At 65.8% G+C, this 23336-nt stretch carries 21 protein-coding genes and 1 pseudogene; 15 read left to right on the forward strand and 7 right to left on the reverse strand.

From position 1 onward, the window contains the following. Window positions 1-41 precede the first annotated feature (41 nt). Window positions 42-626: a TetR/AcrR family transcriptional regulator gene (locus tag VUG52_RS24195; protein WP_050707037.1), complete on the reverse strand. Its 585-nt coding sequence runs from the start codon at window positions 624-626 to the stop codon at window positions 42-44. 133 nt (window positions 627-759) lie between these two features. Here VUG52_RS24195 and VUG52_RS24200 point away from each other — a divergent pair, with 133 nt between their 5' ends. From VUG52_RS24200 to VUG52_RS24210, 3 genes are all read left to right on the forward strand, one after another. Next, the gene (locus tag VUG52_RS24200) at window positions 760-1965 is read left to right on the forward strand and encodes an MFS transporter (RefSeq protein ID WP_050707038.1); all 1206 of its coding nucleotides are present in this window, start codon (window positions 760-762) and stop codon (window positions 1963-1965) included. 312 nt (window positions 1966-2277) lie between these two features. Then, a complete protein-coding gene (locus tag VUG52_RS24205) occupies window positions 2278-2754 on the forward strand; it encodes an Lrp/AsnC family transcriptional regulator (protein WP_011535815.1) in 477 nt (158 codons plus the stop codon). Window positions 2755-2807: 53 nt separating this feature from the next. Then, window positions 2808-3011 carry a DUF2788 domain-containing protein gene (locus VUG52_RS24210; protein ID WP_023378567.1) on the forward strand — a complete coding sequence of 68 codons (204 nt, stop codon included), beginning with the start codon at window positions 2808-2810 and terminating at the stop codon, window positions 3009-3011. Window positions 3012-3164: 153 nt separating this feature from the next. Here the strand turns inward: VUG52_RS24210 and VUG52_RS24215 are convergent, their stop codons facing one another. The 4 genes from VUG52_RS24215 to VUG52_RS24230 form a co-directional block, all read right to left on the reverse strand. Beyond that, complete coding sequence (locus tag VUG52_RS24215; protein ID WP_050707039.1) at window positions 3165-3794, reverse strand: pseudouridine synthase; 630 nt, start codon at window positions 3792-3794, stop codon at window positions 3165-3167. 6 nt (window positions 3795-3800) lie between these two features. Further along, on the reverse strand, window positions 3801-5264 hold the full coding sequence (gene amn / locus VUG52_RS24220; protein ID WP_050707040.1) for an AMP nucleosidase: 1464 nt from the start codon (window positions 5262-5264) through the stop codon (window positions 3801-3803). Between the two features lie 158 nt (window positions 5265-5422). Continuing rightward, the gene (locus tag VUG52_RS24225; protein WP_050707041.1) at window positions 5423-7075 is read right to left on the reverse strand and encodes an acyl-CoA dehydrogenase family protein; all 1653 of its coding nucleotides are present in this window, start codon (window positions 7073-7075) and stop codon (window positions 5423-5425) included. A gap of 147 nt (window positions 7076-7222) precedes the next feature. Beyond that, a complete protein-coding gene (locus VUG52_RS24230; RefSeq protein ID WP_050707042.1) occupies window positions 7223-9214 on the reverse strand; it encodes a sensor histidine kinase in 1992 nt (663 codons plus the stop codon). A 265-nt stretch (window positions 9215-9479) separates the two neighbouring features. Between VUG52_RS24230 and VUG52_RS24235 the strand changes: the two genes are divergently transcribed. The 8 genes and pseudogenes from VUG52_RS24235 (at window position 9480) to lnt (ending at window position 17036) form a co-directional block, all read left to right on the forward strand. Continuing rightward, on the forward strand, window positions 9480-10277 hold the full coding sequence (locus VUG52_RS24235) for a hydroxymethylpyrimidine/phosphomethylpyrimidine kinase (protein WP_050707043.1): 798 nt from the start codon (window positions 9480-9482) through the stop codon (window positions 10275-10277). Between the two features lie 14 nt (window positions 10278-10291). Further along, window positions 10292-10915, forward strand: coding sequence for a thiamine phosphate synthase (gene thiE / locus VUG52_RS24240; protein ID WP_050707044.1), 624 nt, complete (start codon window positions 10292-10294; stop codon window positions 10913-10915). Between the two features lie 16 nt (window positions 10916-10931). Continuing rightward, window positions 10932-12214 (forward strand): annotated as a pseudogene (gene hemL / locus VUG52_RS24245) (glutamate-1-semialdehyde 2,1-aminomutase). Window positions 12215-12453: 239 nt separating this feature from the next. Then, entirely contained in the window at window positions 12454-12999 is a 546-nt protein-coding gene (locus tag VUG52_RS24250; RefSeq protein ID WP_050707046.1) for a tetratricopeptide repeat protein, read from the forward strand. 179 nt (window positions 13000-13178) lie between these two features. Continuing rightward, window positions 13179-14177 (forward strand): PhoH family protein, encoded by a 999-nt coding sequence (locus tag VUG52_RS24255; protein ID WP_050707047.1) that lies wholly within the window; start codon window positions 13179-13181, stop codon window positions 14175-14177. Beyond that, a complete protein-coding gene (gene ybeY / locus VUG52_RS24260) occupies window positions 14170-14643 on the forward strand; it encodes an rRNA maturation RNase YbeY (RefSeq protein ID WP_050707048.1) in 474 nt (157 codons plus the stop codon). Before VUG52_RS24255 ends, ybeY begins: the two co-directional genes overlap by 8 nt. Window positions 14644-14670: 27 nt before the next feature. Then, entirely contained in the window at window positions 14671-15510 is an 840-nt protein-coding gene (locus VUG52_RS24265) for an HlyC/CorC family transporter (RefSeq protein ID WP_050707049.1), read from the forward strand. An 8-nt stretch (window positions 15511-15518) separates the two neighbouring features. Next, entirely contained in the window at window positions 15519-17036 is a 1518-nt protein-coding gene (gene lnt / locus VUG52_RS24270; protein WP_050707050.1) for an apolipoprotein N-acyltransferase, read from the forward strand. Between the two features lie 152 nt (window positions 17037-17188). Here lnt and VUG52_RS24275 read toward each other — a convergent pair whose 3' ends face one another. Together VUG52_RS24275 and VUG52_RS24280 are read right to left on the reverse strand one after the other, a co-directional pair. Next, the gene (locus VUG52_RS24275) at window positions 17189-17950 is read right to left on the reverse strand and encodes a YdcF family protein (protein ID WP_050707051.1); all 762 of its coding nucleotides are present in this window, start codon (window positions 17948-17950) and stop codon (window positions 17189-17191) included. Between the two features lie 125 nt (window positions 17951-18075). After that, complete coding sequence (locus VUG52_RS24280) at window positions 18076-18390, reverse strand: hypothetical protein (protein WP_050707052.1); 315 nt, start codon at window positions 18388-18390, stop codon at window positions 18076-18078. A 240-nt stretch (window positions 18391-18630) separates the two neighbouring features. Between VUG52_RS24280 and leuS the strand changes: the two genes are divergently transcribed. From leuS to arfA, 4 genes are all read left to right on the forward strand, one after another. Then, a complete protein-coding gene (gene leuS, locus VUG52_RS24285; RefSeq protein ID WP_050707053.1) occupies window positions 18631-21237 on the forward strand; it encodes a leucine--tRNA ligase in 2607 nt (868 codons plus the stop codon). A 62-nt stretch (window positions 21238-21299) separates the two neighbouring features. Then, window positions 21300-21905, forward strand: coding sequence for an LPS-assembly lipoprotein LptE (locus VUG52_RS24290; protein WP_050707054.1), 606 nt, complete (start codon window positions 21300-21302; stop codon window positions 21903-21905). A gap of 36 nt (window positions 21906-21941) precedes the next feature. Beyond that, window positions 21942-22979: a DNA polymerase III subunit delta gene (holA, locus tag VUG52_RS24295; RefSeq protein ID WP_050707055.1), complete on the forward strand. Its 1038-nt coding sequence runs from the start codon at window positions 21942-21944 to the stop codon at window positions 22977-22979. 142 nt (window positions 22980-23121) lie between these two features. Then, complete coding sequence (arfA, locus tag VUG52_RS24300) at window positions 23122-23286, forward strand: alternative ribosome rescue factor ArfA (protein WP_050707056.1); 165 nt, start codon at window positions 23122-23124, stop codon at window positions 23284-23286. The last annotated feature ends 50 nt before the right edge of the window (window positions 23287-23336 follow it).

Raw genomic sequence — 23336 nt, forward strand, 5'->3', positions numbered from 1 at the left:
TACTCCGCGGACCGCGACCGGCAGATGAAATAGCCGACAGCCTAGCGCGCCAACAGGCCGCGCAGCAGCAGCTCTAGCGCACCCAGTGCCTGACCGAGCCGCGCGTCACCGTCCTCGCCTTGGGCGATCCAGAATGCCGCTTCCGACAGGCTGCCATGCACCAGCGCCGCCAGCGCCCAAGGATCGGCCTCGGCTACCACGCCCTGTTGGACCAGCCTCGCCAGCATCCGCTGCAACGACGCGATGCAATACTGCTGCGCCTCGGGCGAAGCGGCGCCCAGCACGGCCCGCGCATCGCGCAGGACGATGCGCTGGATCTCCGGCTCGCGGGCCATGCGCAGGTACGCCTGGCAGCGCTGACAGAAGCCTTGCCAAGGGTCATCGCTGGATTCGGAGATGGCCAGCAGGCGCGCATCCATCTCACCGTCGATCTGCGCCACCACGGCCGCCAGCAGGCCCTGTTTGTCGCCGAAATGGTGGTACAGCGCGCCGCGGGTCAGCCCGGCGCGGGCGGTCAGATCGTCCATGGACGTCTGTGCGTAACCCTGCTCGCCTAGCACTTGACGAGCCATCGCCAGCAAGGCGGCACGGGTTTCTTCCATTTCGGCGCGGGTGCGGCGAACCATGGCCTCTCCTTTACGTACACTTCGTATGAATATTTACATTCACCGCGTATGAATATTTAATCATACGCACTGTACGTATTATTCACGCCCCGCCCAGCCAGCGGCAAGCGGGCCGCCTCAAGGAGGAAGCAGCATGTCCAACCCCTACGCCCAGTTGTTCATCCCCGCAGGTACCCGCGCCTTTACCCTGGCCGGGCTGCTGGCACGGCTGCCATTGCCGATGACCGGGATCGGCATCATCACCCTGCTCGCGCAATGGCGCGGCAACTATGCCCTGGCCGGAGCGGTGTCGGCCTGCTTCGTGCTGACCTATGCCCTGCTGTCGCCGCAGGTCTCGCGCCTGGTGGACCGCCTGGGCCAGCGCCGGGTGCTGCCGCTGGCCGGCCTGCTGAGCGTGCTCGGACTGCTGTTGATGGCGGCCTGCGCCTGGCTGCGCGGCCCCGACTGGCTGCTGTTCGTCGCCGCCCTGCTGGCCGGGTGCATGCCCAGCATGTCGGCCATGGTCCGCGCCCGCTGGACCCACCTGTATCGCGGCCAACCCCAACTGCAGACCGCCTACTCGCTGGAAACCGTGCTCGACGAAGTCAGCTTCATCGCCGGGCCACCCCTGGCGGTCGGGCTTAGCGTGGCGCTATGCCCTCAGGCCGGGCTGCTGGCCGCCGCCGCGCTGCTGTTGCTGGGCACTGCGGCACTGGCGATGCAGACCGCCAGCGAACCACCACCGGCAGCTGTCGACGCACCGTTGGCAAGTGGCCTGCCGGTATGGCGGCTGCCGACCGTGCGTCAACTGACCTTGCTGATGGTGGCAATGGGCATGATTGTCGGCACGGTGGACATCGCCACTGTCGCCTTCGCCAGCGAACAAGGGCAGCCGGCCGCCGCCAGCCTGGTGCTGTCGGCCTATGCTTTGGGTTCCTGTGCCTCGGGGCTGCTGTTCGGCACCCTGCGCTGGCGACTGCCGCTGCCCCGCCAGTTGCTGCTCGGCGCACTGGCCACCCTGCTCGCTACCCTGCCGTTGCTCATGGTCGACAACCTCGCCCTGCTGGCCGCGGCAGTGTTGCTGGCCGGGGTGTTCTTCGCCCCGACCATGATAGTGGCCATGGCCCTGGTGGAGCGCAACGTGCCCGAGCGCCAGCTGACCGAGGGCCTGACCTGGCTGCTGGCCGGCCTGAATGTCGGCGTGGCCATCGGCGCGGCAGGCGCCGGCCAGTGGGTGGACGCCACGACAGCGCGCAGCGGATTCGTGATTGCCGTGGCGGGCGGGCTGCTGGTGCTGCTGGCGGCGCTGGCAGTGGTTGGCCGCCGCAAGGCCTCACTCATTCAGCCTGCGGCGCAATAAAAAAGGGAGGCCTTGCGGCCTCCCTTTGGGAATTGTCGTCCGTGCTCGGCGCTTGTGGCACCGGCTCACCTCGCGCCGTCTTCTGGACAGTGCGTAGCCCGGGGGCCTGGCGGATCCTGTTGGATGGCTGGCCGCGACCGCCCGCCTAGGGCGCGTCGCCGTGGACTGATGTCCGGGCAGTGATTCTGGTGATAAAGATAGGCCAGCCGCCGGGGCAGAGGATTGCGAAGATTGCTCTGATAAATAGCGCTTGCGCAATTTTTCACTCAGGATCGATAATTCGCAGCAATCTGAACAGAAAAGGCCCTTTCCATGAGCAAGCTCGACCGCTACGACCTGAGCATCCTCGCCGAATTGCAGCGCGATGCGCGCATCTCCAACCAGGAACTGGCCGAACGCATCGGCCTGTCGCCTTCCCCATGCTCACGTCGGGTCAAGCAGCTCGAGGACGACGGCTACATCTCGCGCCAGGTGGCCCTGCTGGATCGCAAGAAGCTCGGCCTGAGCCTGACCGCCTATGTGCTGATCGGCATGGACCGGCACACGCCCGAGCGCTTCGAGACCTTCGAGGCGGCGATCCGCAGCCTGCCCCAGGTGCTCGAGTGCAGCCTGGTCACCGGGATGGACGCCGACTACCAGCTCAAGGTGGTGGTGCCGGACATGGACCACTACCAGAAGCTGCTGCTGGGCAGCCTGACCCGTATCGAAGGGGTGACCAGCGTGCGCTCGAGCTTCGTGCTCAACCAGGTGCTGGCCAGCACCGAGCTGCCATTGACCCACCTGCGTTGAATCCTTGCACGTGCGGCGTATGATCGGGGGCTCAATCTGCCTGGAGTGAACTGATGGATCCCGCAGTATTCGAAGAATGGATGATGATCGTCCTGGTCACCGTGCTGATCGGTTTCATGGGCTTCATCGTCTGGGACCTGGCGAAGAAGTCCAAGGCCGGGCGCTTTGGCACGCTGATCCTGTTCTTTGTGCTGGGCCTGGGCGTGCTGGCGTTCATCATCAAGAGCGTGGTGGTGGGGTTTCTCGAAGGGGTGTAGCGGCCTGCAACTCTACTTCCTTGTAGGAGCGGCCTTGTGCCGCGAAAGGGCTGCAAAGCAGCCCCAGATTTCAGCATCAAGGCAGAAATTCCCGGGGCCGCTACGCGGCCCTTTCGCGGCACAAGGCCGCTCCTACAGGGGGACGCGTGCGGCTCAAAGCTTCGCCGGCACTTCGCGCCAGCAGCCCTGCTCCAGCCCTTCGATTGTCCAGTCACCGATCCGAACCCGCACCAGGCGCAAAGTCGGCAAGCCAACCGCCGCCGTCATCCGCCGCACCTGGCGATTGCGACCTTCACGGATCACCAGCTCCAGCCAGGCAGTCGGCACGCTCTTGCGAAAACGCACAGGCGGATTGCGCGGCCACAGCTCGGGCTCCTCAAGCAGGCGCGCCTGGGCCGGCAACGTCAGCCCGTCGTTGAGCTCGACGCCGTCACGCAGGCGCTTTAGCTGCTCTTCGCTCGGCTCTCCCTCAACCTGTACCCAGTAGGTCTTGGCCAGCTTGTGCTTCGGGTCGGCGATACGCGCCTGCAGGCGCCCGTCGTTGGTCAGCAACAGCAGGCCTTCGCTGTCGCGGTCCAGGCGCCCGGCCGGATAGATGCCGGGAATGTCGATGAAGTCCTTGAGCGTGGCCCGCCCCTCGCCGTCGCTGAACTGGGTGAGCACATCGAACGGCTTGTTGAACAGGATCAGGCGCGGTTCGGCCGGCGGCGCCTTGGGCTGGCGACGCGGGCCGGTGGGCCGCGCCGCAGGGCGGCGCGGTGTGCTACGGGGTGGCAGGGGCATGGATCCTCAGCGGAACGGCGGCTCATCGAAGCTGCGCAGTTTACGCGAGTGCAGCGAGTTGAGCTCGGTGCGCAGCAGGTCGAGGGCGGCGATGCCGATCTTCAGGTGCTGGCTGACCGCGCGGTTGTAGAAGGCGTTGGCCGAGCCGGGCAGCTTGATCTCGCTGTGCAGTGGCTTGTCGGAGACACACAGCAAGGTGCCGTACGGCACGCGCAGGCGGTAGCCCTGGGCCGCGATGGTGCCGCTCTCCATGTCCACCGCCACGGCGCGGGACAGGTTGATCAACGGACGTTCCTGGGCCCAGCGCAGTTCCCAGTTGCGGTCGTCATAGGTGAGCACGGTGCCGGTGCGCAGGCGCTTCTTGAGCTGCTCGCCGCGCTCGCCGGTGACCTGCGCGGCCGCCTCCTGCAACGCCAGCTGCACCTCGGCCAGGGCCGGGATCGGGATGTTCGGCGGCACCACGCGGTCTAGGATGCCGTCGCGGCGCATGTAGGCGTGGGCCAGCACGTAGTCGCCGATGGTCTGCGACTGGCGCAGGCCGCCGCAGTGGCCGATCATCAGCCAGCAGTGCGGGCGCAGCACCGCCAGGTGGTCGGTGATGTTCTTGGCGTTGGACGGGCCGACGCCGATATTGACCAGGGTCACGCCATCGCCGTCGGCGGCGATCAGGTGGTAGGCCGGCATCTGGTAGCGGTGCCAGACCACGCTGGCGACCAGGGCCTGGGCCTCGCCGTTGTCCATGCCCTTCTCGATGACCACGTTGCCCGGCAGGACCATGCGCACGAAGCGTGGGTCCTCGCGCAGCTGCTCAAGGCCATGGGCGATGAACTGGTCGACGTAGCGGTGGTAGTTGGTGAGAAGGATCCACGGCTGCATGTGCCGCCAGTCGCTGCCGGTGTAGTGCACCAGGCGGCGCAGGGAGAAGTCCACACGGGCGGCGTCGAACAGCGCCAGCGGCAGGGTCTCGGCACTTTCCCAGTCGTAGAGGCCATCGGCGGTGTTATCGGTGGCCGCCGACAGGTCGGTGCTGGGGAACACCCGCGCCAGCTGCGCGGCGGTGATGCCGCTGCCCGCCAGCTCATCGCCCTGGTCGACCACATAGGGGTACGGGATGTTCTGCTCGCTGACGCCGACTTCCACGGTCACGGTGTAGTCGTGCATCAACGGGCGCAGTTGCTCGAGCAGGTAGCCACGGAACGCTGCCGGCTGGGTGACGGTGACGCTGTAGGTGCCGTCCACCTGGACCTTGGCGTAGGCGCGGGTGGTGGCGGCGACTTCGCCTTGGCTGGAGTAGGTTAGGCGCAGGGCCGGGTAGCGGAACAACGCGCGTTCCTCGTCACCCGGCTCGGTACGGTCCTTGAGATAGCGCTTGAGGGCCTGGCTCAGGGCCCCGGTGGCCTGTTCATGCAAGGCCGCCAGACGGTCGACGGCCTGTTCGGGGGTATCAACGACTACAAACGCTTGGCTCACGCTGGGCTTCCTGTCTTATGGAATGCATGACAACCATCTTGCCTGCGTTGCTGGGTAAAAACACCCCCGAGAATCGGCACTGAGCCTTTCGCGGGGCAAGCCCGCTCCCACGCAACATACGTGACGGGGCGTGGGAGCGGGCTTGCCCCGCGATGGCATTATCCGGCCCAGGCAGGCGTGGCCCTGGCCACCAGCGCCTCGACATCCACCCCGCGCGGCAATGCGCCATACACCCGCCCGCCGCCGCCCAGCCGGCTGCCGATAAACGCATCGCTCACCGTGGCGTTGCCCGCCTCAAGCAGCAGCTTGGCCTGCAGCGCCACGGCGATGTCCTCGGTCAGCTGCCGGGCGCGGTACTGGATATCGCCGGTATCGGCGAAGGCACCCTTGAGGTTACCGATGAACGCCGCCAGCCGCGGATCCCCATGGCCGTCTCCCAACTCACAGAACAGCGCCTCGAGCACGCCCGGCTCCTTCGACAACGCGCGCAGCACGTCCAGGCACTGCACGTTGCCCGAGCCCTCCCAGGTGGAGTTGACCGGCGCCTCGCGGTACAGCCGCGGCAGGATGCTGTCCTCGACGTAACCGGCGCCGCCCAGGCACTCGGCGGCCTCGTTGATCATCCCGGGGGCGCGCTTGCAGATCCAGTACTTGCCCACGGCCGTGACCAGCCGGGCGAAGTGTGCCTGCTGAGGGTCATCGAGGCGGTCCAGGGCCTGGCCCATGCGCAAGCTCAGGGCCAGGGCCGCCTCGCTTTCCAGGGCCAGGTCGGCGAGCACGTTCTGCATCAGCGGCTGCTCGGCCAGCACGCGCCCGCCGACCTTGCGGTGGGCGCAGTGGTGCGCGGCCTGGGTCAGGGCCTGGCGCATCAGGGCGCTGGAGCCGACCATGCAGTCGAAGCGGGTCATGGCCACCATCTCGATGATGGTCGGCACGCCGCGCCCCTCCTCGCCGATCATCCAGGCCAGGGCACCGCGGAACTCCACCTCGCTGGAGGCGTTGGAACAGTTGCCCAGCTTGTTCTTCAGGCGCTGGATGTAGAACTGGTTGCGGTTGTCATCGGGCCGGTGGCGCGGCAGCAGGAAGCAGCTCAGGCCCTTGTCGGTCTGGGCCAGGGTGAGGAAGGCGTCGCACATGGGCGCCGAACAGAACCACTTGTGCCCCACCAGCTCATAGGGCTGGCCCGGGCCGGGCGTGCCCACCGGGTAGGCGCGGGTGGTGTTGGCGCGAACATCGGTGCCGCCCTGCTTTTCGGTCATGGCCATGCCGATGGTGACACCGGCCTTGTGTCGGTCACCGACGTTGCGCGGGTCGTATTCGCGAGCCAGGATCTTCGGCAGCCAGTAGCCAGCAAGCTCGGGTTGCAGGCGCAGGGCCGGCACGGCGGCGAAGGTCATGGTCAGCGGGCAGCCGGTGCCGGCTTCGGCCTGGCTGTGCAGGTAGGTCATCGAGGCCCGCGCCACGTGGGCGCCGTCCCGTGGCTCGGCCCAGGGCAGCGAAGGCAGGCCGTGCTCGACGGCGGTGCGCATCAACTGGTGATAGGCGGGATGAAACTCCACCAGGTCGATGCGGTGGCCGTAGCGGTCATGGCTGCTGAACTCGGGCTTGTGGGCATTGGCCAGGAAACCCGCGGCCATCAACGGACCACCGGCCAGGGCACCGTAGGCGTCGATCCGCGACTCGGCCCAGCCGGCGCCGAACCGCCGTGACCACTCCTGCAGGGGCTGGTCGAGGCGATACAGGTTGGCGCCGTCCAGGGACGGCGGCTGGTTGGTGACTTCGTGGGTTTCAGCGAACTGGTGCAGGTTCATCGGCGGCCTCCTGGATCCGGTCATGCCTGGATAACCCAGTGAAGCACCGCAGGCCCTCGAGTCAAAGTGACAAAACGGACTACATGGGGGCGCTTCGCGCCCTGATCGTGGGGCAAGCCCGCTCCCACGGGTACCGCGACGGGTCCGTCAGAAGCGCTCCAGCCCCGAGGCTGCACGCGCCGGTGGTACCTGCACCTGCGCCACGGCAAGGGCCAGAGTCAGCTCGAAGCGGCTGCCCAGGCCCGGCGTCGACTCGTGGGACAGCTGCGCACCGATCAACTCACCCAGCTGCCGGCAGATCGACAGGCCGATGCCCAGCCCGCCGTAGCGCCGGGTCATCGAGCCGTCCACCTGGAAGAAGCGCTGGCACAGCACCGCCTGGTCCAGGTCATCGAAGCCGATGCCGCTGTCACTGACCGTGAGGCTCAGGACCAGGCTGTCCGGCCCGGTGCGCCGGCCACGGGCCTGCACGGTGACGCCCCCCTGGTGGGTGAACTTCAGCCCGTTGTCCACCAGGCAGGCGAGGCAGCGGGCAAGCTTCTGCGCATCACCGACCAGACTGTCGGGCAGGTCGGCGGGGATGTCCAGGCTCAGGTACAGGCCCTTGGCCAGCGCCTGGCTGGCATAGCCGGCACGCAGTTCCTGAAGCAGGCGTCGCAGGCTGAACGCCATGCCCTGGTTGCGCAGGCGCCCGGCCTGCAATTCGGTAAGGATGAGGATGTCGTCGACCATCGACATCATGTCCTGGGCAGAGCCGGTGGCGGTGCGGTGGTACTGGGCCTGCTCGGCGCTCATGGGCAGGGTGTGCAGCAGCTCCAGCGAACCGATCACACCGTTCATCGGCGTGCGCAGTTCATGGGTCACGGTGGCCAGGAACTCGTCCTTGAGCCGGTTGCTGCGCGCCAGCTGCAGGTTCAGTTGCTCCAGCGTGCGCCCGGTTTCGCGCAGGGTCTGCGCCTGCTGCTCGCGCAGGCTGTTGATACGGTCGGCCAGGGCCAGCGACAGCAACGCCACTTCCAGGGCCGAGCCCAACTGGCTGGCATACATGGTGATGAACACGTTGGGCAGGTAACCCAGCACCATCAGCGTGTTGACCAGCCCGCCAGCGAGGAAGGCGGTCCAGGCGATGATGAACCAGCGCGCCACGCGCAATCCGCGCCACCAGGCATAGAGCCCGGCGCTGAAGATACTGACGGTGAACAGCAGCGCCAGCACCGTGGCCATGCGCAGCGCCACACCGTAGCGCAAGGTCACTGCCAGCACCATTACCAGCGCGCCGCCAGCCATCAAGCCCTTGAGCAGGCGGTCGAAGCCCCGGCTGAGGCTGCCAAGTTGCAGGAAGTGGCGGGCGAACTGGCAGCCGAACAGCCCGGCGGCACCGATGAACAGCGGGGTGGCGGCGTTGGCCCACCACGGGCTGTCCGGCCAGAAATAGGCAATGCCGGCGCCGTTGACCGAGACCTGGTAGAGACCGAACGAAGCGATATAAAGGATGTAGTACAGGTAGCTGACATCACGCACGCTGAGGTAGATGAACAGGTTGTACACCAGCATCACCAGCAGCACGCCGTAGATCATGCCCAGCACATAAAGCCGGGTGGGCTGGTCTTCCAGGTAGGCCTCGGCCGACCACAATGTCAGCGGCGCCTGGATCGAGCCCTGGCTGTGCAGACGCAGGTAGGCGGTGGTCGCCTGGCCGGGCTGCAGCGGCAACTCGAACAGGTAGTTGTTCTGGCGGATCTCCCGGCTGGCATAGGGCAGCGCGTCACCGGTGCGCCGGGCCAGGCGATAGGTGCCCTGCGCGTCCGGCAGGTAGAGTTCCAGGTGATCCAGCGGCGGGTAGGCAAGCTCCAGCAGCCATTGGCGTGGCGCGGCCGATGGGACGGCGGCATAGGCTAGATCGACCCGCAGCCAGAATACCGAGGTGGAGTAGCCGGCATTGAGCACTTCCTCCTGATGCGCCTGGAAGCGCCCGGTGAACGCCGCGGAACTGACCTGGGCAATGCTGGCGCTACCATCGTGGTCTTCATAGACCTGCATGTACCGACCCAGCGGCAGGCGTCCGGTGGCGTCGTCGAATTCGACCGCTCCGGCCAGCATGGGCAAGCAGCCCAGAAGCACAATCAGCAAATAGCGCATACAGCCCCAGCATGGCCTGTGCGGTCGCGTCGCGGTTGCCTCCCATCCCTTTGAGACGACGTGATCCGGCAGAACCCATTTATCGAGTTATCCGAGCACTCTAGCATAGCCTCCAGCACTGGCCAGCAGCCACCTTGAATTTGCATGTAGAGGCTCTAGAACGCATGCTTCAGAATATACAGCCAGTTCAACCTGACCACTTGATCAGCAATTCTCTCGCCGCGAGCGAACCGCAGAAAAAGGTTTGGTGATAAGCTCGCCGACCATGAATACCTACAGCTCCCGCCCCGTTGTCCTCTGTCTCTCCGGCCACGACCCCAGTGGTGGCGCCGGGCTGCAGGCAGATATCGAAGCCCTGATCGCCCAGGGCTGTCACGCCGCGCCGGCCGTGACCGCCCTGACCGTGCAGGATACCGTCAACGTTTCCGACTTCCGCGTGCTCGACCGCGAGTGGGTCCTGGCCCAGGCCAACGCCGTGCTGGCCGACTCCACGGTGGCCGCGGTGAAGCTGGGCATGCTCGGCTCGATCGAGATGGTCGACACCATCGCCGAACTACTCGCCGCCCATCCGCACCTGCCACTGGTCTGCGACCCGGTGCTGCGCGCCGGCGGCGGCGGTCGCCTGGGCAAGGACGAGGTCGGCTACGCGCTGCGCGAACGCCTGCTGCCGCTGGCCACCATCGCCACGCCGAACCTGCCGGAGGCGCGTATCCTGGCGGAACTGCCTGAAGGCACGGCGGACGAGTGCGCCGAGAAGCTGCTGCCGTTCTGTAGACACCTGCTGATCACCGGCGGTCACGGCGACGAAGTGGAAATCCACAACCGCCTGTACAGCCGCGACGGCCAGCAACACACCTGGACCTGCCAGCGCCTGCCGGGCAGCTACCACGGCTCGGGCTGCACCCTGGCCAGCGCCCTGGCCGGTCGCCTGGCCCTGGGCGAGCACCTGGAGAGCGCCGTGCGCAGCGCCCTGGACTACACCTGGCGGACCCTGCGCGACGCCGAGCAACTGGGCAAGGGCCAGTACGTGCCGCGCCGCCTGCCCCTGGATTTCTGTTCCTGACTCGAGGCCATCCGATGACGCTCCGCGGTCTGTATGCCATCACCGACAGCCAGCTGCTCGCCGGCCGTTTCCTGAGCCATGTCGAGGCAGCACTCAAAGGCGGTGTCTGCCTGCTGCAGTACCGCGACAAGAGCGACGACGCCGGACGTCGCCTGCGCGAAGCTGAAGCGCTGGCGAAGCTCTGCGAACGCTACGGCACCCAGCTGATCATCAACGACGACGCCGAACTGGCTGCACGCCTGGGCGTCGGCGTGCACCTGGGCCAGACCGACGGTCCGCTCACCCCGGCACGCGCCCTGCTCGGCCGCCAGGCGATCATCGGCTCGACCTGCCACGCCAGCCTCGACCTCGCGCAACAGGCCGCCAGCGAAGGCGCCAGCTATGTCGCCTTCGGTCGCTTCTTCAATTCCGTCACCAAACCGGGCGCGCCCGCCGCCAACGTCGAACTGCTGGAGCAGGCCCGCGCCCAGGTCAAGCTGCCGATCGCCGTGATCGGCGGCATCACCCTTGACAACGCCGCCCCGCTGGTCGCCCATGGCGCCGACCTGCTGGCGGTGATCCACGGCCTGTTCGGTGCCGACAGCGCGCAGGAAGTCACCCGCCGCGCCCGCGCCTTCAACGCCCTGTTCGTTTCCTGATTTCGAGAGAAGATCCATGTCCCGTTCCGAAGCCCTGTTCGCCCAAGCCCAGAAACACATCCCCGGCGGCGTCAACTCGCCGGTGCGCGCATTCAAGAGCGTCGGTGGCACGCCGCTGTTCTTCAAGCACGCCGAAGGCGCCTACGTCATCGACGAGGATGACAAGCGCTATGTCGACTATGTCGGTTCCTGGGGCCCGATGATCCTCGGCCACGGCCACCCCGATGTGCTGGATGCCGTGCGCCGGCAGCTCGAGCACGGCCTGTCCTACGGCGCGCCTACCGCCATGGAAACCGAGATGGCCGACCTGGTCTGCTCGATCGTGCCGTCGATGGAGATGGTGCGCATGGTCAGCTCCGGCACGAAGCCACCATGAGCGCCATTCGCCTGGCCCGTGGCTACACCGGCCGCGACGCCATCATCAAGTTCGAGGGCTGCTACCACGGTCACTCCGACAGCCTGCTGGTCAAGGCCGGCTCCGGCCTGCTGACCCAGGGTGTGCCGAGTTCGGCCGGGGTGCCGGCGGACTTCGCCAAGCACACCTTGACCCTGCCGTTCAACGATATCGCCGCCGTCGAGAAGACCCTCGCCGACGTTGGCCAGAGCGTCGCCTGCATCATCGTCGAGCCGGTGGCCGGCAACATGAACTGCGTACCACCGGCGCCGGGCTTCCTCGAAGGCCTGCGCACCCTGTGCGACAAGCATGGCGTGGTGCTGATCTTCGATGAAGTGATGACCGGTTTCCGTGTGTCGCTGGGTGGCGCCCAGGGCCACTACGGCATCACCCCGGACCTGTCGACCTTCGGCAAGATCGTCGGTGGCGGCATGCCGGTCGGCTGCTTCGGCGGCAAGCGCGAGATCATGGGCTGCATCGCCCCGCTGGGCCCGGTCTACCAGGCCGGCACCCTGTCGGGCAACCCGCTGGCGATGGCCGCGGGCCTGACCACCCTGAAGCTGATCAGCCGCCCGGGCTTCCATGACGAGCTGAGCGCCTTCACCAGCCGCATGCTCGATGGCCTGCAACAGCGCGCCGATGCCGCCGGCATCCCGTTCGTCACCACCCAGGCGGGCGCCATGTTCGGCCTGTACTTCAGCGGCGCCGACGACATCGTCACCTTCGACGACGTGATGGCCAGCGACGCCGAGCGCTTCAAGCGCTTCTTCCACCTGATGCTCGAAGGCGGCGTGTACCTGGCACCAAGCGCCTTCGAGGCCGGCTTCACCTCCATCGCCCATGGCGACAAGGAGCTGCAGATTACCCTGGATGCGGCCGAGCGGGCGTTCGCCAAGCTGAAGTAAGGGTGTTCCATCGCGGGGCAAGCCCGCTCCCACGCCATAACGACATGCGTGGGAGCGGGCTTGCCCCGCGATGGGGCCGCCACAGGCGACAAATGAGCAAAGCGATAACCGCGTCACACCCTTGCACTGCTCACCGCGTTGTAGAAATCTGAGTAAAACTTTGTAAGGTAGGCGCTGCTTATCCCATAATGTGCCACCAGAGACATTGGCCGTAGCTTTGCAGAGGTAAGTCGATCCCCATGAACCGCACCGGCCGCGCCCTGACCCTGGGCTGCCTGTTGCTTCTTCAGCCCCTGCTGGCCCTGGCGGAGGGCGGTAACTCGTTGCTGATTCCAACGACGGGCCGCTGCACGCTCGATACCGCGCCCGAAGACCTGCAGAACGCCCTGAAGGCTTGCGAACAGACGGCGGAGTCCGGGGATGCCGAAGCGCAGTACGAGCTGGGCGAGTTCTACTACAGCGGCACGCCGCGCCATCTCGACAAGGCGCTCAAGTGGTTCGAGAAGGCCTCGCTGCAGGGCCAGGGCCAGGCCCAGTACCGTCTCGGCTCGATGTTCTTCCATGGCGAAGGGGTCAAGGCCAACAACGTGCAGGCCTACATCCTGCTCAAGATCGCCGCGGTCAACGGTGCCGAAGACGCCCTGGACATGGCCGACGAAGTTACCGAGCAAATGCCCCGCGACGAGCTCGAGCACGCCACCCAGGTGCTCGGCCAGATCTTCCGCAAATACCTGCTGGAACTGCAGAACGCCGAAGGTCGCACGCCCTTCTCGCCCCTGCCCTGAGCCGCCCCGGCCCCTGCACGGCCCACCGGCATCACAGTTTCGTCAACTTGCCCTGCCATGATCGGCACGCGGATCGGAAGCGTCGCACCGACCCTTGATCGTTTCAGTGCTTTCGCCACTGCCACTCAAGGGTTATTCTTGAGTTCACATTCATTGCCGTCGAGCGGCTAAAAACGACCTTGAACGCACCCATACAACCCCATCGCTTCATCCTCGAACCCTTCGAGGCCCATCGTTTCGCCAACCTGTGCGGCCAGTTCGACGAGCACCTGCGCCTGATCGAACAACGCCTGGCCATCGAGATCCGCAACCGCGGCAATCAATTCGAACTGATTGGCGAACCCAAGACCACCTCCGCCGCCGAACAGTTGCTGCGCCGCCTCTATCGCGAGGCCAAGGCCACCGACCTGTCGCCGGAAACGGTCCATCTCTATCTCCAGGAGTCGACGGTCGAGACCCTCGAGAACCCGGCGGTCAACGAAGTCAGCGTCTCGCTGCGCACGCGCAAGGGCAACATCCGCCCACGCGGCGTCAACCAGCAGCGCTACGTCAAGGAGATCCTGGCCAACGACATCAACTTCGGCATCGGCCCGGCCGGTACCGGCAAGACCTACCTGGCCGTGGCCTGCGCGGTCGATGCGCTGGAGCGCGAACAGGTGCGCCGCATCCTGCTGGTGCGCCCGGCGGTCGAGGCCGGCGAAAAGCTCGGTTTCCTGCCCGGCGACCTGGCCCAGAAGATCGACCCGTACCTGCGCCCGCTCTACGACGCGCTCTACGAGATGCTCGGCTTCGAGCACGTGGCCAAGCTCATCGAGCGCCAGGTGATCGAGATCGCGCCGCTGGCGTACATGCGCGGCCGCACCCTGAACAACAGCTTCATCATCCTCGACGAGAGTCAGAACACCACCCTCGAGCAGATGAAGATGTTCCTCACCCGCATCGGCTTCGGCTCGACCGCGGTGATCACTGGCGACATCACCCAGGTCGACCTGCCGCGTGGCACCAAGTCGGGGCTCGCCCATGTGATCGAGGTGCTCAAGGACGTCCCGGGCATCAGCTTCACCCATTTCCAGCCCAAGGATGTGGTGCGCCACCCACTGGTGCAGCGCATCGTCGAGGCCTACGACCGCTTCGACGCCCGTCAGGCCAAGCCCGAGGCACCCGGCAAAGATGCTTGAACTCGACCTGCAACGGGCCACGGACGCCGCTGCCCCCGATGACGCCGCTTTCCGCCGCTGGTGCGAGCTGGCCCTGCGCCAGCGCACGGCCGACTCCGAGATGACCATTCGCCTGGTCGACGAAGCCGAAGGCCGCGAGCTGAACCACACCTACCGGCACAAGGACTACGCCACCAACGTGCTGTCCTTCCCCGCCGATGTACCCGACGACCTGCTCGACATTCCGCTGCTGGGCGACCTGGTGATCTGCGTGCCGGTGGTCGAGCGCGAGGCCGCCGAACAGGGCAAGGCCCTCGAGGCGCACTGGGCGCACCTGGTCATCCACGGCTGCCTGCACCTGCTCGGCTACGACCACATCGAAGATGATGAGGCCGAGGAGATGGAAGCGCTGGAACGAGAATTGCTGGCGGAACTGGGTCATCCGGACCCGTACGCCGATGACGAAACCGAATCAATCACACACTGAACACTGCAAGGATCACGAGTAACCGCCATGAGCGAAGACCGATCGAGCAACGGGCAAAAGTCCTGGCTGGGTAAGCTGACCCAGGCTTTTGCCCATGAGCCGAAAAACCGCCAGGAGCTCCTCGAGCTGCTGCGCGAAGCCCATCAGAACAAGCTGCTCGACAGCGAAGCGCTGACCATCGTCGAAGGCGCCATCCAGGTCGCCGACCTGCAGGTGCGCGATATCATGGTGCCGCGCTCGCAGATGATCAGCATCAAGGCCAGCCAGTCGCCGCGCGAGTTCCTGCCGGCGGTGATCGACGCCGCGCACTCGCGCTACCCGGTGATCGGCGAAAGCCATGACGATGTGCTCGGCATCCTGCTCGCCAAGGACCTGCTGCCGCTGATCCTCAAGGAGAACGGCGACAGCTTCAACATCAAGGACCTGCTGCGCCCGGCCACCTTCGTGCCCGAGTCCAAGCGCCTGAACGTGCTGCTGCGCGAGTTCCGCGCCAACCACAACCACATGGCCATCGTCATCGACGAGTACGGCGGCGTGGCGGGCCTGGTGACCATCGAGGACGTGCTCGAGCAGATCGTCGGCGATATCGAGGACGAGCACGATGTCGAGGAAGACAGCTACATCAAGCCGCTGCCCAGTGGCGACTTCCTGGTCAAGGCACTGACCCCGATCGAGAACTTCAACGGCTTCTTCGACAGCGAATTCTCCGATGACGAGTTCGACACCGTCGGCGGCCTGGTGATGAGCGCCTTCGGCCACCTGCCCAAGCGTAACGAAACCACCGAAATCGGCGGCTACCGCTTCCGTATTCTCAACGCCGACAGCCGGCGGATACACTTGCTGCGCCTGACCCCGATCAACCGTTAAGGACGAAAATGCGCTGGATCACCCGCCCCGGCTGGCCCGGTAACCTGCTGGCCATGGCGGCCGGCGCTTCCACCCTCCTGGCCCTGGCGCCGTTCGACGTCTGGCCGCTGGCCATCCTGTCCATCGCCCTGTTCTACGCCGGCCTGCGCGAACTGACGCCGCGCCAGGCCCTGGGCCGTGGCTGGTGCTTCGGCTTCGGCCTCTATGGCGCCGGCACCTGGTGGATCTACGTCAGCATGAACACCTACGGCGGCGCCTCGCCGCTGCTGGCGATCGCCCTGCTGCTGGCATTCTTCGCCTGCCTGGCGTTCTTCTTCGCCTTGCCCGCCTGGCTCTGGGCACGCTGGCTGCGCCGCGACGAAGCGCCACTGGCCGATGCCCTGTGCTTCGCCGCCCTGTGGTTGCTGCAGGAGGCCTTCCGCGGCTGGTTCCTCACCGGCTTCCCCTGGCTGTACGCCGGCTACAGCCAACTTGACGGCCCGCTCGCCGGCCTCGCTCCGCTGGGCGGCGTATGGCTGGTGTCCTTCGTCCTGGCCTTGAGCGCGGCCTTGCTGTGCAACCTGCACCGCTTGCGTGAGCGTCGCTCGTTCCTGGCCATTGGCGTGGTGTTGCTGGTGGCGCCGTGGATCCTCGGCCTGGCCCTCAAGGACCACGCCTGGACCAAGCCGGCGGGCGACCCGCTGAAGGTCGCCGCCCTGCAGGGCAACGTCGAGCAGGACCTGAAATGGGACCCGGCGCACGTCAATGCGCAACTGGCGCTGTACCGCGACATGAGCTTCAGCTCGAAACCCGCCGACCTGCTGGTCTGGCCGGAAACCGCCGTGCCGGTGCTCAAGGACCAGGCCCAGGGCTACATCGACATGATGGGCACCTTTGCCGCTGAACGGCATTCGGCGCTGATCACCGGGGTGCCGGTGCGGCAGATGGTTCACCACCAACGCCGCTACTACAACGGCATCACCGTGGCCGGCGAAGGCGACGGCACCTACCTCAAGCAGAAGCTGGTGCCGTTCGGCGAGTACGTACCGCTGCAGGACATGCTGCGCGGCCTGATCGAGTTCTTCAACTTGCCAATGTCGGACTTCGCCCGAGGCCCCGAGGACCAGCCACTGCTGCAGGCCAAGGGCTACCAGGTCGCCCCGTACATCTGCTACGAAGTGGTCTATCCCGAGTTCGCCGCAAGCCTTGCCGCGCGCAGCGACCTGCTGCTGACCATCAGCAACGACACCTGGTTCGGCACCTCGATCGGTCCGCTGCAGCACCTGCAGATGGCCCAGATGCGCGCCCTGGAGGCCGGTCGCTGGATGATCCGCGCCACCAACAACGGCGTGACGGCGCTGATCGATCCGTTCGGCAGGATCACCGCGCAGATCCCGCAGTTCCAGCGGGCCGTGCTGTATGGCGAGGTGGTGCCGATGCAGCAGCTGACGCCTTACCTGCAATGGCGCTCGTGGCCGCTGGCGATTGTCTGCGTGCTGTTGCTGGGCTGGGCACTGCTGGCCGGGCGGATCGCCAAGACTGTCTGACCGACGAAGCCCCCCTGTAGGAGCGGTCTTGTGCCGCGAAAGGGCTGCGAAGCGGCCCCACGATCTGTGCATATACGCCAATACCCCGGGGCCGCCTTGCGGCCCTTTCGCGGCACAAGGCCGCTCCTACAGGGGGCCGTGTACGCAGGACATCAGTAGAACAACCGATACCCCAGCAACCCCACCGCCTCGTTCAGCAACTGCCCGCTCTGCCACATGGCCCGGCTTTCCGGCAGCAACCCCGCGAACGGTCGGGCATGATCGCGCCCGAGGAAGCCCACTGGCGCCGGCACCACCTCGAACCCAGCCCGCTCGAAGCTCCAGCGCGAACGCTGCATGTGCCAGGCCTGGGTCACCACCACCACGCGCCTGATGCCCAACGGCTGAAGTATCTTTGCACTGAACTCAGCGTTTTCCCAAGTGGTGCGACTGGCCTCTTCCTTCCAGGTGACCTTCACACCAAAATCAGCCTGCAAGCGTTCAGCCATCAATTGCGCCTCACTGGGTGGCACGCCGTAGTGCAGGCCACCACTGGTCAGCACCGGCAAACCCGAGGCTTTGGCCAACTGAGCGGCATAGCGCATGCGCTCCAGCGCCAGGTAACTTGGCTGGTCAGCGCCATCCCAAGCCGGATCACCCCGCTCGCGCCCCGCCCCGAGTACGACGATGGCATCAGCCTGGACCGCCAGGTCCGTCCAACCCTCGGTCGCGAGTGCCGGCTCGGTTTCGAGGGCTTGGGCGCCCCTTTGCACTGCCAGTGGCGTACTCATCAGCCACAGGCCGCCTAGCCCCACCGCGAAGCAGACAGCAGCCAGGCGAGGACGGCGGCGGCGCCACCACCAGGCAGCCAGCAACAGCAGTAAGAGAATGCCGGGCGGCATCAACCATTGTTTGACGAAAAAGCGAAACGGCATTGCACACCTCCATGGAAGGCATGCAGCCTAAGAGGATCGGCACCGGAGCTCAAGGGCATCCGGCGCCAATCAATACGTGCATTACGAAAACCGGCGCGTCGATCCGCGCCTGCAACCCTGAACGGCTATCGGGACGGCAACGTCCTGGAGCTGGCTGGGGTACCGGAGCGCTTGCGGTCCTTGAGCCAGACGATCCTGGCCGAGGACGGCTCCGGTTGCGGGTAGGCACCGGCACTGGCAAAACGGCCCTCCGGAAGGGATTCCAGGTAGGCCTTGATGACTTCGAACTCGGCATGGCTCAGGCCACGCAACTCCAGTTCGGCAGGCATCTCGTCGCGCAATCGCACCGAGGTTCTGGCCACTTCCAGTGCCAGGCCCAGACGGTCGATCAGGCGTTCGTATAGCTCCGGCTTGTTTGCGGTTAGTTGCGACTCTCCCATCCGTTCACCTCATTGAAGGTAAGAATATCTCCCCCCACAGATGAGCTTAGCGTCACTCGCAAAAGCGGCCGGATGCCGCGACCAACGGCCCGCGCGACGGGCGATGCAATCAGGGTTTCCCACGACGCGCGGCGCTCATGTATGCTACGGCGTTCACTCTCATAAGATACCGGAGTGCCGGACGCAGCGAGGTCGAGCTGCCTGGAACATGTCTCTTATTCCTCTCAATACAAAGTAGCCATGCACGAACAATACACGCCCCGTGATGTAGAAGCCGCCGCCCAGAATGCCTGGGACGAGCAACAATCGTTCGCTGTCACCGAACAGCCAGGCAAAGACACGTACTACTGCCTATCGATGTTCCCGTACCCGAGCGGCAAGCTACACATGGGCCACGTGCGCAACTACACCATCGGTGACGTGATCGCCCGCTACCAGCGCATGCTGGGCAAGAACGTCCTGCAGCCGATGGGCTGGGACGCTTTCGGCATGCCGGCGGAAAACGCCGCGATGAAGAACAACGTCGCCCCGGCCAAGTGGACCTACGAGAACATCGACTACATGAAGACCCAGCTCAAGAGCCTGGGTCTGGCCATCGACTGGTCGCGTGAAGTCACCACCTGCAAGCCGGACTACTACCGCTGGGAGCAGTGGCTGTTCACCCGCCTGTTCGAGAAAGGCATCATCTACCGCAAGAACGGCACCGTGAACTGGGACCCGGCGGACCAGACCGTACTGGCCAACGAGCAGGTCATCGACGGCCGTGGCTGGCGTTCGGGCGCGCTGATCGAGAAGCGCGAGATCCCGATGTACTACTTCCGCATCACCGACTACGCCGACGAACTGCTGGAAAGCCTCGACGAGCTGCCGGGCTGGCCCGAGCAGGTCAAGACCATGCAGCGCAACTGGATCGGCAAGTCCCGCGGCATGGAAGTGCAGTTCCCGTACGACCAGGCCAGCATTGGCCATGAAGGCACCCTGAAAGTCTTCACCACCCGTCCGGACACCCTGATGGGCGCGACCTACGTCGCCGTCGCCGCCGAGCACCCGCTGGCCACCCAGGCCGCCCAGAGCAACCCGGCGTTGCAGGCGTTCATCGACGAGTGCAAGAGCGGCAGCGTCGCCGAGGCCGACATGGCCACGCAGGAGAAGAAGGGCATGGCCACTTCCCTGTGCGTCGAGCACCCGCTGACCGGCGAGAAACTGCCGGTATGGGTCGCCAACTACGTGCTGATGCACTACGGCGATGGCGCGGTAATGGCCGTGCCGGCCCATGACGAGCGCGACTTCGAGTTCGCCCACAAGTACAACCTGCCAGTCAAGGCGGTGGTGCGCACCAGCGTCGGCGACGAAGTGGGCAACGAGTGGCTGGCCGCCTACGGCGAGCACGGCCAGCTGATCAACTCCGGCGAGTTCGACGGCCTGGACTTCCAGGGCGCCTTCGATGCCATCGAGGCCGCACTGATCCGCAAGGACCTGGGCAAATCCCGCACCCAGTTCCGCCTGCGCGACTGGGGCATCAGCCGCCAGCGCTACTGGGGCTGCCCGATCCCGATCATCCACTGCCCGTCCTGCGGCGACGTGCCGGTGCCGGAAGACCAGCTGCCGGTCACCCTGCCGGAGAACGTGGTGCCGGACGGCGCCGGTTCGCCACTGGCGCGCATGCCCGAGTTCTATGAGTGCACCTGCCCGAAATGCGGCACCGCGGCCAAGCGCGAAACCGACACCATGGACACCTTCGTCGAATCGTCCTGGTACTTCGCCCGCTATGCCTCGCCGAACTACGACAAGGGCCTGGTCGATCCGAAAGCCGCCAACCACTGGCTGCCGGTGGACCAGTACATCGGCGGTATCGAACACGCGATCCTGCACCTGCTTTACGCCCGCTTCTTCCACAAGCTGATGCGCGACGAAGGCCTGGTGACCTCCAACGAGCCGTTCAAGAACCTGTTGACCCAGGGCATGGTCGTCGCCGAAACCTACTACCGTGTCGCCAGCAATGGCGGCAAGGACTGGTTCAACCCGGCCGATGTCGAAATCGAGCGTGACGCCAAGGCCAAGATCATTGGCGCGCGCCTGAAGACCGACGGCCTGCCGGTGGAAATCGGCGGCACCGAGAAGATGTCGAAATCGAAGAACAACGGCGTCGACCCGCAGTCGATGATCGAAGCCTACGGCGCCGACACCTGCCGCCTGTTCATGATGTTCGCCTCGCCGCCCGACATGAGCCTTGAATGGTCCGACTCCGGCGTCGAGGGTGCCAGCCGCTTCCTGCGCCGTGTCTGGCGCCTGGCCCAGGCCCATGTGGCCCAAGGCCTGCCGGGCCAGCTGGACATCGCCGCCCTGAGCGACGAGCAGAAGGTCATCCGCCGCGCCATCCACGCCGCCATCAAGCAGGCCAGCACTGACGTGGGCCAGTACCACAAGTTCAACACCGCCATCGCCCAGGTGATGACCGTGATGAACGTGCTGGAAAAGGCGCCACAGGCCACCGCCCAGGACCGCGCCCTGCTGCAGGAAGGCCTCGAGGCCGTCACCCTGCTGCTGGCACCGATCACCCCGCACATCTCCCACGAACTGTGGAAGGCGCTGGGCCACGACCAGGCAGCGATCGACGCGGCCTGGCCAACGGTCGACGAAAGCGCCCTGGTACAGGACACCGTGACCCTGGTGGTTCAGGTCAACGGCAAGCTGCGTGGCCAGGTCGAAATGCCGGCCGCCGCCAGCCGCGAGGACATCGAAGCCGCCGCCCGCAACAACGAGAACGTCCTGCGCTTCACCGACGGCCTGACCATCCGCAAGGTCATCGTCGTACCGGGCAAACTGGTCAACATCGTCGCCAACTGATGGCAACGCCCGCCTGCACACCCTGCAGGCGGGCGTAATCGGTCCACGAGGGAGCAACACACATGATCAAACGCAATCTGCTGGTAATGGGCCTGGCTGTCCTGCTCAGCGCCTGCGGTTTCCAGCTGCGCGGCACCGGCACCAATGAGCTGAGCATCAAGGAGCTGGATCTCAGCGCCCGCAATCTGTACGGCCCAACCGTCATGCAACTGCGCCGCACCCTGGAAAGCAGTAACGTCAAGGTCTATTCGGGTGCCCCCTACAAGCTTGTTCTCACCAACGAGCAGGAAACCCAACGCGCTGCGACCTATACCGGCGGTAGCCGTTCGGCGGAGTACGAACTGACCACGGTGCTCAACTATGCACTGGAGGGCCAGAACGACACCCTTTTGCTGGAAGACAAACTGCAAGTACAGAAGTACTACATTCATGATGGCAACAACATCAATGGCTCCAGCCAGGAAGCCAATCAGGTTCGCGAAGAAATGCGCCGCGACCTGGTACAAGGCATGATGGCCAGACTGCAACAGCTGACCCCTGCGCATCTCGACGATCTGCAGCGCAAGGCCAACGAGCGCGCCGAAGCCGAAGCACGGGCCATGCAAGAAGCCCAGCGCATCCAGGACGAGACGCCCCAGCAGTCGCCACTGGAAGTCCCGGCTCCCTGAGCCTATCGGGGCACCTGAGGTGCCCCGCCTCTCCCCATGAAGCTCGCTCCCGCCCAACTCAACAAGCACCTGCAAGGCCAGCTGGCGCCCGTCTACATCGTCAGCGGCGACGACCCGCTGCTGTGCCAGGAGGCCGCCGACGCCATCCGCGGCGCTGCTCGCCAGCAAGGCTACGACGAACGCCAGGTGTTCAGCGCCGATGCCAACTTCGACTGGGGCAACCTGCTGCTGGCCGGTGCCAGCCTGTCGCTGTTCGCCCAGCGCCGCCTGCTGGAACTGCGCCTGCCCTCGGGCAAACCCGGCGACAAGGGCGCCGCCGCACTGATGGAATACTGCGCCAACCCGGCCGAGGACACGCTGCTGCTGATCAGCCTGCCCAAGCTCGATGGCAGCGCGCAGAAGACCAAGTGGGGCAAGGCCCTGATCGAAGGCACGCACTGCCAGTTCATCCAGATCTGGCCGGTGGACGCCCAGCAGTTGCCGCAGTGGATCAACCAGCGCCTGTCCCAGGCCGGCCTGTCGGCCCAGCGCGACGCCGTCGACCTGATCGCCGCCCGGGTCGAGGGCAACCTGCTGGCCGCCGCCCAGGAAATCGAGAAGCTCAAGCTGCTGGCCGAGGGCAACCAGATCACCGTGGAGACCGTCCAGGCCGCTGTCGCCGACAGCGCCCGCTTCGATGTCTTCGGCCTGGTGGACGCCATTCTCAATGGCGAGGCGGCTCACGCCCTGCGCATGCTCGAAGGACTGCGCGGCGAAGGCGTCGAACCACCGGTAATTCTCTGGGCCCTGGCCCGCGAGCTGCGCCTGCTGGCGGGGCTCGCCCAGCAGTTCAGCCAGGGGGTGCCGCTGGACAAGGCGTTCAGCCAGGCCCGGCCACCGGTGTGGGACAAGCGCCGTCCGTTGGTGAGCAAGGCCTTGCAGCGCCTCTCTGCACAGCGCTGGGCCATGCTGCTGCAGGATGCCCAGCGTATCGATGCGCAGATCAAGGGACAGGCCGAAGGCTCGCCCTGGACCAGCCTGGCGCGCTTGTCGCTGCTCATGGCCGGACAGCGATTGGCACTGCCTGCCGAGTAAAACCCATCGCGGGGCTCCCAAAGGCACTGTGGGAGCGGGCTTGACCCGCGATGAGGCCCGCCACCATAAACACAATCAATTGGCTCACGCAGCGCTACAGGCCTAAAGTGCGCCCGCCATCCACCCAGACCGGGAATCCACCATGAGCAAAAAGCCGAAAAAGCACGGCCCCAACAAGGCCAAGTCCATCATCGCCCAACCGCTGTTCCGCTGCCGCCAGGAACGACCGGAAAAAGGCAAAGGCAGCTACCGCCGCGAAGCCTTCCAATCGAGAGATTGGGAGGCTTCCTGCTTTATGGCGGCATGAAAGGCATGAAATGCGCAGGCATGGTATGGTCGGCACCTGACCTGCAATTC

Source organism: Pseudomonas sp. LH21 (genome assembly GCF_036549575.1).
GTDB classification, from domain to species: Bacteria; Pseudomonadota; Gammaproteobacteria; order Pseudomonadales; family Pseudomonadaceae; genus Aquipseudomonas; species Aquipseudomonas peradeniyensis.